This is a genomic window from Burkholderia sp. 3C, assembly GCF_054589155.1.
In genome coordinates this window covers 1-8,971 of the sequence record NZ_BAAILN010000128.1, presented here as the reverse complement: position 1 = coordinate 8,971, position 8,971 = coordinate 1, and the positions used below count along the sequence as shown (strand labels likewise).

Sequence of the window (8,971 nt, the reverse complement as noted above, 5' to 3'; positions counted from 1 at the left end):
CAGCTTCGCCTTCGCGGCCTCGTAGGCCGCGAAGCTGCCGTGGTAATCGAGGTGATCCTGCGTCAGATTCGTGAACACGGCCACGTCGAACGCCGTGCCGTTGACGCGGCCCTGCTGCAGCGCATGCGACGACACTTCCATCGCCACGGCCTTGGCTCCCTCGTCGCGCAGTTGCGCCAGGCTGCGCTGCAGTTGCGGCGCATCGGGCGTGGTAAAGCCGGTGGCGACCAGCCGGCCCGGCATGCCGCTGCCGAGCGTGCCGATCAGCGCGCACGGCGTGCGCAGCGCACTCAGCGCCGTCGCGATCCATTGCGTGCAGGAGGTCTTGCCGTTGGTGCCCGTCACGCCGACCGCGAACATCGCATCGCTCGGATCGCCATACCAGCCGCTGGCGATCTCGCCGGCCAGCGCGCCGAGTTCGGGCACGGCGTGCGTGACGGCCGCGTCGAGCGCATCGACGGCGAAGCCTTCGGGCTGCACCAGCACGGCGGCCGCGCCGCGCGACAACGCGCCGGCGATGTGCTGGCGGTTGTCGACGCCGTCGACCGCATAGGCGAGGAACCCGTCGCCCGGCTGCACCGCGCGCGAATCGGAATGCAGGTTCGCGCCGGACTGCAGATGTGCGCGCAGCCACGCGAGCGCGGCTGCAATTCGAGCGTGCGCCGGATGGGCGCTGCGTACGGCGCTCATCGAACGACTCCGGGGCGGTTATGCGCGTTGCTGGCCACTACCATGTGATGCGCCGGCATGGCCGCGAGCCGCGCGGCGCCAGCCTTCGGCGCGGCAGGTGGCTTCGGCGTGTCGTCGTTCACGACCAGTTGCTTGACCGGCATGTTCGGTGGCACGTTCAGCGCGCGCAGCGTATCGCCGGCGATCGTCGAGAACACCGGGCCGGACACCGCACCACCGAAGTGGCTGCCGGCGGTGGGCTCGTCGACCGAGACGGCCACCACGATGCGCGGATTCGGCATCGGCGCCATGCCGACGAACGATGCGCGATATTTCTTGTGGTCGTAGCCGCGGCCGACCTGCTTGTATGCCGTGCCGCTCTTGCCGCCGACGCGATAGCCGGGCACCGCCGCGTCGGGCGACGTGCCGTCCTTCGTTACGACGCTTTCGAGCATTTCGCGCACTTCGCGCGCGGTGGTGGGCGAAAACACCTGCGGGCCTTGCGGCGGCTGCTTGTCGTCGGTTTTGAACAGCGACAACGGCATCAGCTCGCCGTCGTGGGCGATGGCCGTGTAGGCATGCGCGAGCTGGAACAGCGACACCGACAGGCCATAGCCGTACGACATGGTGGCCTGCTCGATGCGGCGCCAGCTCTTCCACGGCCGCAGGCGGCCCGCCACGGCGCCGGGGAAACCGACCTTCGGCGCCTGGCCGAGGCCGATGCTCGTATACATATTCCACATTTCCTCGGGCCGCATCGTCATCGCGATCTTGGTCGCGCCGATGTTGCTCGACTTCTGGATCACGCCGCCCACCGTCAGCACGCCGAAGCCGGCGTCATCGCTGATCGGCGCGCCGTCGAGCACGAAGTGGCCGTTGCCGGTATCGACCAGCGTGTTCGGCGACACGCGGTGCAGATCGAGTGCGAGCGATACCGTGAACGGCTTCATGATCGAGCCCGGCTCGAACGTGTCGGTCAGCGCGCGGTTGCGCAACTGCTCGCCGGTCAGGTGCGAACGGTCGTTCGGGTTGTAGGTCGGATAGTTGACCAGCGCCAGCACCTCGCCGGTGCGCACGTCGACCACCATCGCCGCGCCCGCCTTGGCGTGGAACTTCTCGACCGCGGCCTTCAGGTTCGCGTAGGTGACGTACTGGATCTTGCTGTCGATCGACAGATCGACGTCGGTGCCGTTGTGCGGCGGCAGTTGCTCGTCGACGTCCTCGACGATATGGCCGACGCGATCCTTGATCACGTGACGGCTGCCCGACACACCGGCCAGCAGCTTCTGGTCGGCCAGCTCGACGCCTTCCTGGCCTTCGTCCTCGACATTGGTGAAGCCGATCAGGTGAGCGGTGATCTCGCCTTCCGGGTAGAAGCGCTTGTATTCGTTGCGCGCATAGATGCCCGGGATATCGAGCGCGGTGACCTTGTCGGCCACGTCGATCGGCACCTGCCGCTTCACGTAGACGAAGCTGCGGTCGCCCGACAGCTTGCGGCGCAGCTCGGGCGCGCTCATGTCGAGCAGCTTGCCGAGCTGGTCGAGCTTGCCGGCGCCGAGATCGTCCGGCACCGCTTCGGGGATCGCCCAGATCGCGCGCACGGGCAGGCTCGTCGCGAGCACGAGGCCATTGCGATCGAGGATCTTGCCGCGCGTGGCCGGCAGTTCGAGCGTGCGCTGATAACGGCTTTCGCCCTGCTTCTGGTAGAACGCATTGCCCGGCCCCTGGATCCAGAAGGCGCGCGCGGCCAGCGCGACGAAGGCCATGAACAGCATGAACACGACGAGCTTCGAGCGCCACATCGGCAGATGCACCGACAGGACCGGGCTGGACGCGAATTTCACGTTCGACTGGCGTTGTTTCATCGCCGGCTCCCCTGGTCGCCAGCGGCGGCCGAACTCGGCACCGGCGTGTCGACGGCCTTCACGGCGCCCGACGGCAGCGTCAGGTATTGGGTGCGGCCGGTAACGATCGTCTGCATCTTCAGCGAATCGTTGGCGAGCTGCTCGATGCGCGAGGTCTTGGACAACGCGCCCTGCTGATATTGCAGTTGCGCGTAATCCTGCTGGAGCTGGTGCTCCTGCGATTGCGCACGCTGCAACTGGAAGAAGATCTGACGCTGCTGATTGGTCGAATTGACGACCGACAGGGCACAGCCCATCACGACGATCAGCAGGAAGATGTTGAGGCGGTTCATGGCGCGATGCGCTCCGCGATGCGCATCACGGCCGACCGGGCGCGTGGATTCGCGGCGACTTCGGCGTCGCTCGGGAACTTGCGGCCGAGCAGCTTGAGCGGCGGAGACGGGAGATCGACGGCGCGAATCGGCAGGCGGCGATCGACCACAGGCGCGCTCGCGTGCGTCTGCATGAAACGTTTGACGATCCGATCCTCGAGCGAATGAAAGCTGATCACGACCAGCCGCCCCCCTTGCTCCAACGACGACAACGCGGACGCTAGAACGACTTGCAGGTCCGCAAGCTCTTGATTGACGTGAATCCGTATAGCTTGAAAGGTGCGGGTTGCCGGATCCTTGCCTTTCTCACGTGTCTTGACGGCGTGACCCACGATTTGGGCAAGCTCGCCCGTGCTGTCGAGGGGACCAAGGCGCTCGGATTCCGCCCGGCGAGCAACAAGCGCCTTTGCAATCTGAAAAGCAAACCGTTCTTCCCCATAATCGCGTATCACCTCCGTCAGTTCCTGCAAGGGCGCGCGGGCCAGCCAGTCGGCTGCCGATTCGCCACGAGTGGTATCCATCCGCATATCGAGCGGGCCGTTCGCGCGGAAACTGAAACCGCGCTCGGGATCGTCGATCTGCGGCGAAGACACCCCCAGATCCAGCAACACGCCCGTCACGCGCGGTACGCCGCGTTCGGCAAGCGCGTCGCCGAGCGACGCAAAACTGTCATGCACGATCGAGAAGCGGGCATCGCCGATCTGACGCGCCGTCTCGATCGCGAGCGGATCCTTGTCGAACGCGATCAGGCGGCCGCCTTCGGCCAGTTGGTCGAGCACCAGGCGGCTATGGCCGCCGCGGCCGAACGTGCCATCCACGTAAAGGCCGTCGGGCCGCGTCACGAGCGCATCGACCGCTTCATCGAGCAGCACCGTCCGGTGCTGAAATTCATTTCCCATCGCGGGCGTCTCCGTCACCGCAATCAGAAGGTGAAATTCTTCAGCGCATCGGGCATGCCCTGCGCCATCGCCGCTTGCTCCTTCGCGATGTAGGTTTGCGAATCCCACAGCTCGAAGTGACTACCCATTCCCAACAACATGACTTCCTTTTCCAGCCCGGCTGCCATTCGCAGCTCCGGCGATACGAGAATCCGGCCCGCGCTGTCGAGATCGACATCCGACGCGTTGCCGAGAAAAATGCGGCGCCACCAGTGCGCGTCCATCGGCAGGGCGGCGATCTTGGCGCGGAAAACTTCCCATTCGGGGCGTGGAAACAGCAACAGGCAGCCGTCCGGATGCTTGGTCACAGTCACCCGTCCTTCTGCCTGTCCTTGCAGCGCCTCGCGATAGCGAGAAGGGATCGACATCCGCCCTTTCGCATCGAGCGTCAGCGCCGACGCCCCCTGGAACACTTTCCGCTCTCCTGTTCGGGGTGTCTCGACACCCGCCCATTGGCTGAGAATCTAACCGGAACGACCCGCCAAATCACACAAAAATACACTTCCTCACACTGTTTCCCACTTTAGAGGAAGGGTCAGGGACGGTCAAGGGCGGTTGCCGTTTTTTTGACGAATTTTGTTAGTTAGAACAAGGACTTACGCTCACCTCTTCACGCTGGCCCTGAAACCGAAATTCGTTTGAAATGAACGGACTAGCGTGATGTGTGGATGTGATACGTGAAAAGGCGCGCGCAAGCTGGCGTGATGGCGAGGGTTAGGGAGGCGGGAAAGTCCGGATCGAGCGTTGAAGTTGGCGAGACGCGGGAGGCCCCGCGTCCCACCGAAAACTCAGAGATAGTAGGCAGTCCTCGTCATCACTTTCGAGGCCGCCTGCATCAGCCAGCGAGCCGGCATCGGCAGCTCGGCACCGCCGGCATCGGCGGCCGTGCGGCCGTGTTTGGCCTCGTCGTCACGCATCTGTTCGACGATGGCACGCGAGGCCGAATCGGCTGCCGGCAGCTCGGACAGATGGCTGTCGAGATGGCGTTCGACCTGGCGCTCCGTCTCGGCCATGAAGCCGAGGCTTGCCTTGTCGCCCAGCCGCCCCGCCACCAGGCCGATCGCCATGGCCCCGCCGAACCAGAGCGGATTCAGCAGGCTCGGACGCGAGCCGAGCGATGTGAGGCGGTGCATCGTCCACGCGAGATGATCTTCCTCCTCGCGCGCCGATTCTTCGAACAGCGCCTTCAGCGACGGCGACGCCGTCGACAGCTTCTGCGCCTGGTACAGCGCCTGCGCGCACACCTCGCCGACGTGATTGACCCGCATCAAGCCAGCCGCATGCTTGCGCTCTTCCGCGCTCAATTCCGGCGAGAGGTCGCCCTCGGGCAGCGGCACCGGGCGCGTCATGCGGCTCACGCCGGCGATCGCGCGCAGGCCTCGGTCGAATTCGTTAATTAGTTCATCGAACAGCATTCGGGATCTCCGGTCAGCCACTCGCCGCAGGGTTTCGTCAGTTGTTTGTTGCGCTAACTGATCCAATTCTGCCGCGAACATTGCGGTAAACCCCCGATTTTAACCATTGTTGCCAAAAGAGGACATGCGCCATGTCGCGTCGGTCTTTTCCTTTTTCGTAAAAATGCCTTGCGCTACAGTACGTGCGGCTACTCAGAAGTGAAGCGGGGCAACGAACCTACTCAAAAGCAAACGCCCCGCCAGATAAAAAATCATTCAGTAATCCTTGGAGATCGTCGAATGAAAAAGTCGCTTTTCGCGCTCGTCGCGCTGGGTGCGTTTGCTGGCGCGGCCCACGCGCAGAGCAGCGTCACGCTGTACGGCATCATCGATGCCGGCATCCTGTTCAACAACAATTCGAATGGCGCACGCCAGTGGCAGCAGTCGAGCGGCGTGCTGCAGGGCAGCCGTTGGGGCCTGAAAGGCGTCGAGGATCTCGGCGGCGGATTGAAGGCCATCTTCGTGCTCGAGAACGGCTTCAGCGTGTCAAGCGGCGCGCTCGGCCAGGGCGGCGGCGAGTTCGGCCGGCAAGCCTTCGTGGGCCTGTCGAGCGATGCATTCGGCAAGGTCACGCTGGGTCGCCAGTACGATTCCGTGGTCGACTACACCGGCGCGCTCGCGACCGGTAGCCAATGGGCCGGCTATATCGGCGCGCACCCGGGCGACCTCGACAACATGAACAACGCCAATCGCGTCAACAACGCGATCAAGTACACCAGCCCCGTGTACGGCGGTTTTCAGTTCGGCGGCTTGTACAGCCTGGGCGGCGTGGCCGGCCAGCCGGGCCGCAACCAGATCTTCTCGGCCGGGGCCGGCTACAACAACGGCCCGCTCGCCCTGGGCGTGGGTTACGTCAATGCGCGCAATCCGAACTACTCGTTCTTCGGCAACAACCCGAACTCGAATACCGCGGCAACGACGAGCGGCCTGAACATGACCAGCCCCGTCTATCGGGGCTACGCGTCGGCCAATACGCTGGAAATCGTGGCGGCAGCCGGGGCCTATTCGATCGGCGCGGCCACACTGGGCCTGACCTACAGCTATACGCGGTTCGACGCGGTCGGCTCGACGGCGGGCGCCAGCCTGAACCCGCTGAACCTGCGCGGCGACGCGGTGTTCAACAACGTCGAAGCGAGCTTCAAGTATCAGTTGAGTCCGGCACTGCTGGCAGGCGTCGCCTACGACTACACGCGCGGCTCCAAGATCAACGGGCAATCGGCGGCCCAGTATCATCAGGTCAACCTCGGCGTCGACTATTTCCTGTCAAAGCGCACCGATCTTTACGCAATCGGTGTTTATCAGCACGCACTGGGCTACGACTCGACCGGCAACCGCGCGGTCGCGGCGATCAACAACATCACCGCTTCCGCCACGCCGAATCAGGTGTCGGCGCAGGTCGGCATCCGTCACAAGTTCTGACGAATACGCATGTAATAACAGCCGCTTCACCCTCGAAAGCGCCCTGCGGGGCGCTTTTTTCTCGCCCGCTCCGGCAGTGTTCCGTCTCAAACAAAACGGGCGCCATTGCTGGCGCCCGTTGCTGTACCGCCCCGCTATCGCTCGATCAGGCCTTGCCGTCACGCAACTCGCGACGCAGGATCTTGCCGACATTGGTCTTCGGCAGTTCCGTGCGGAATTCGATGAAACGCGGGCGCTTGTAGCCCGTCAGTCGCTCCTTGCAGTAGGCAACGATATCCGCGTCGGTCAGCGCTGGATCTTTCCTCACGACGAACAACTTCACGGCCTCGCCGGAATGCTCGTCGGGCACGCCGACCGCCGCCACCTCGAACACGCCCGGGTGCGAGGAGACCACATCCTCGACTTCGTTCGGATAGACGTTGAATCCGGACACCAGGATCATGTCCTTCTTGCGGTCGACGATCTTCACGTAGCCACGCTCGTCCATTACGCCGATGTCGCCCGACTTGAAATAGCCGTCGGGCATCATCACCTTGGCCGTCTCGTCGGGACGATTCCAATAACCGGCCATCACCTGCGGCCCGCGGATGCAGATCTCGCCGGGCAGGCCAAGCGCCACTTCGACGCCATCGTCGTCGCGAATCGAGATTTCGGTCGACGACAGCGGCAAGCCGATCGTGCCCGTGTATTCCGTGGCCGTGACCGGGTTGCAACTGACCACCGGCGAGGTTTCCGACAGCCCGTAGCCTTCGACGATCGGCGTGTGTGTCTTGTCGTACCAGCGCTTCGCGACGCTTTCCTGGATCGCCATTCCACCGCCGTTGGCCACCGCCAACCGCGACAGGTCGAGCTGGTCGAAATCGGGATGATTCAGCATCGCGTTGTAGAGCGTGTTGACAGCCGGGAACGTCGATACCGGATAGCGCTTCAGTTCCTTGATCATGCCGGCGATGTCACGCGGATTCGGGATCAGCAAGCCGGTGCCGCCGGTGCGCATGGTCAGGAAACCGCACACTGTCAGCGCGAACACGTGATACAGCGGCAGGGCAGCCACCGTGAAGAACTGCGTTTGCCCGGCCGGCAGCTTCGTATAGGCCGGCGCGTGCCAGGCCTCCGATTGCAGCACGTTCGCGACGATATTCCGGTGCAGCAGCGTCGCTCCCTTGGCCACACCGGTCGTGCCACCCGTGTATTGCAGGAACGCGACGTCGTTCGGTCCGAGCGGCGGCGGCGTAAACGTCTGGCGGCCGCCCTCGGCAAGCGCCGCATTGAAGCGCGTGAACGCCGGCAATTGCCAGGCCGGCACCATCTTCTTGACGCTGCGCACCACGTAATTGACCAGCAGGCCCTTGATGCCGAGCAGGTCGCCCATGGCCGCGACGACCACGTGCTTGACCGACGTTTCGGCGATCACCGCTTGCAGCGTCGCGGCGAAGTTCTCGAGCACGACGATCGCCTCGGCGCCGCTGTCGGCCAGTTGGTGCTGCAGCTCACGCGGCGTATAGAGCGGATTGACGTTGACGACGGTATAGCCGGCGCGCAGGACGGCGGCAATCGTCACCGGATACTGCAGCACGTTCGGCATCATGATCGCGATGCGCGCGCCGCGCGTCAGCCCACGCGATTGGAACCACGCGCCGAGCTTGCGCGACAACGCATCGATTTCACCGTAGGTGAGCGCCTTTCCCATACAGATAAAGGCAGTACGGTCGCGATGCGAGCGGAAGCTGTCATCCAGCAGATCGGGGACGGTCGGATAGCGAGATGGATCAATTTCGGCTGGCACGCCGGCGGGGTACGATTTCAGCCAAATCTTGTCCATGCAAGACGTCTCCTTACTGATTTTCGAATGGTCGTGCTAAAAAAGCATCCTAGCCGGTAGACTGCCTCGAAACAACCGGGTTAGACACTCCTTTCAAACTCGGCCGCGCGGCTGGGTTTTATGACCAATTCCGTGTAGGCCGCGATGGTTTGAATCGCGATCTGGTGTCGGATCATCGCAGCGCCAATCGATGCATGCAAGCATTTCGTCGGACGATTTATCCGTTCAGGCGAAATTCAGGAGATATTTTGAGGGATTTTAAAGCGCAGCGGCGTGAACGATGTTCCGCGGCCGAAAAGACAAAACCCCCACTGCTTGCGCAGCGGGGGTTCTGAAGGAGGAAGCCTGACGATTACCTACTTTCACACGGGCAATCCGCACTATCATCGGCGTAGAGTCGTTTCACGGTCCTGTTCGGGATGGGAAGGGGTGG

Annotated in this window: 8 protein-coding genes and 1 rRNA gene; 1 reads left to right on the top strand and 8 read right to left on the bottom strand. The window is 63.6% G+C overall.

Going from position 1 to position 8,971, the window contains the following annotated elements:
- The 6 genes from ACYP33_RS26160 to coq7 all read right to left on the bottom strand — a co-directional run.
- The coding region (locus tag ACYP33_RS26160) for a Mur ligase family protein (protein WP_459624480.1) at positions 1-690 on the bottom strand (690 nt) is incomplete at its 3' end.
- Complete coding sequence (locus ACYP33_RS26155) at positions 687-2,534, bottom strand: peptidoglycan D,D-transpeptidase FtsI family protein (protein ID WP_459624479.1); 1,848 nt, start codon at positions 2,532-2,534, stop codon at positions 687-689. The genes ACYP33_RS26155 and ACYP33_RS26160, both read right to left, overlap by 4 nt.
- Positions 2,531-2,866 carry a cell division protein FtsL gene (gene ftsL / locus ACYP33_RS26150; RefSeq protein WP_459624478.1) on the bottom strand — a complete coding sequence of 112 codons (336 nt, stop codon included), beginning with the start codon at positions 2,864-2,866 and terminating at the stop codon, positions 2,531-2,533. The genes ACYP33_RS26155 and ftsL overlap by 4 nt, the downstream gene beginning before the upstream one ends.
- A complete protein-coding gene (gene rsmH / locus ACYP33_RS26145) occupies positions 2,863-3,804 on the bottom strand; it encodes a 16S rRNA (cytosine(1402)-N(4))-methyltransferase RsmH (protein WP_459624477.1) in 942 nt (313 codons plus the stop codon). The genes ftsL and rsmH overlap by 4 nt, the downstream gene beginning before the upstream one ends.
- Positions 3,805-3,827: 23 nt before the next feature.
- A complete protein-coding gene (gene mraZ, locus ACYP33_RS26140) occupies positions 3,828-4,256 on the bottom strand; it encodes a division/cell wall cluster transcriptional repressor MraZ (RefSeq protein WP_459624476.1) in 429 nt (142 codons plus the stop codon).
- Between the two features lie 375 nt (positions 4,257-4,631).
- The gene (coq7, locus tag ACYP33_RS26135) at positions 4,632-5,258 is read right to left on the bottom strand and encodes a 2-polyprenyl-3-methyl-6-methoxy-1,4-benzoquinone monooxygenase (protein ID WP_459624481.1); all 627 of its coding nucleotides are present in this window, start codon (positions 5,256-5,258) and stop codon (positions 4,632-4,634) included.
- Between the two features lie 279 nt (positions 5,259-5,537).
- On the opposite strand from coq7, the gene ACYP33_RS26130 reads away from it, so the two are divergent.
- Positions 5,538-6,716 (top strand): porin, encoded by a 1,179-nt coding sequence (locus tag ACYP33_RS26130; RefSeq protein WP_459624475.1) that lies wholly within the window; start codon positions 5,538-5,540, stop codon positions 6,714-6,716.
- Between the two features lie 145 nt (positions 6,717-6,861).
- Here ACYP33_RS26130 and ACYP33_RS26125 read toward each other — a convergent pair whose 3' ends face one another.
- Both ACYP33_RS26125 and rrf read right to left on the bottom strand, forming a co-directional pair.
- Positions 6,862-8,538: a long-chain fatty acid--CoA ligase gene (locus ACYP33_RS26125; protein ID WP_414450418.1), complete on the bottom strand. Its 1,677-nt coding sequence runs from the start codon at positions 8,536-8,538 to the stop codon at positions 6,862-6,864.
- Between the two features lie 343 nt (positions 8,539-8,881).
- Positions 8,882-8,971: ribosomal RNA gene (rrf, locus tag ACYP33_RS26120) — 5S ribosomal RNA — on the bottom strand; the annotation flags it as partial.

Coding starts and splice junctions, on each gene's coding strand:
- ACYP33_RS26155 (WP_459624479.1), bottom strand. CDS start 2,534: ATGAAACAACGCCAGTCGAACGTGAAATTCGCGTCCAGCCCGGTCCTG.
- ftsL (WP_459624478.1), bottom strand. CDS start 2,866: ATGAACCGCCTCAACATCTTCCTGCTGATCGTCGTGATGGGCTGTGCC.
- rsmH (WP_459624477.1), bottom strand. CDS start 3,804: ATGGGAAATGAATTTCAGCACCGGACGGTGCTGCTCGATGAAGCGGTC.
- coq7 (WP_459624481.1), bottom strand. CDS start 5,258: ATGCTGTTCGATGAACTAATTAACGAATTCGACCGAGGCCTGCGCGCG.
- ACYP33_RS26130 (WP_459624475.1), top strand. CDS start 5,538: ATGAAAAAGTCGCTTTTCGCGCTCGTCGCGCTGGGTGCGTTTGCTGGC.
- ACYP33_RS26125 (WP_414450418.1), bottom strand. CDS start 8,538: ATGGACAAGATTTGGCTGAAATCGTACCCCGCCGGCGTGCCAGCCGAA.